Genomic DNA, 420 nt, shown 5'->3' on the forward strand with positions numbered 1-420 from the left:
TTGAGCGTTTCCACCGCTCCTTGAAGGCTGAAGTACTCGATGGGCGGCAGTTCTCTACCTTGGTGCAAGCCCAGACAGCATTTGACCGATGGCGGGAAATTTACAACTTACAACGCCCTCATCAGGCATTGGGGTATCAAGTGCCGATGACCAGATATCACCCCAGTCCGTGGGCCTACCCAAATCAGCTTGAGGATTTTGAGTATGCGCCAGACGATATCCTGGCCAAGGTTTACCACGGTCGCTTTCGCTTCCAGAAACGCTATTTCAGCATCGCAAAAGGCTTAGTCGGGCAGACCATAGCGATACGCCCCGGGCGAGACGGTGGGGGCATGTTCGATGTCTATTTTTGCCACCAACGCCTGCGCACCATCGACGTGAATAAACCTGATTACGGACCATAATGTGTCAACCATGTCT

1 protein-coding gene is annotated in these 420 nt (G+C 52.9%); it reads left to right on the forward strand.

The annotated features are described in order from the left end of the window. Positions 1-404, forward strand: a 404-nt coding sequence (locus tag ACODS5_RS24690; protein ID WP_489109889.1) for an integrase core domain-containing protein, incomplete at its 5' end; no start/stop codon positions are given. Positions 405-420 lie beyond the last annotated feature (16 nt).

The sequence above is a fragment of the Pseudomonas sp. FG47 genome, assembly GCF_057809115.1.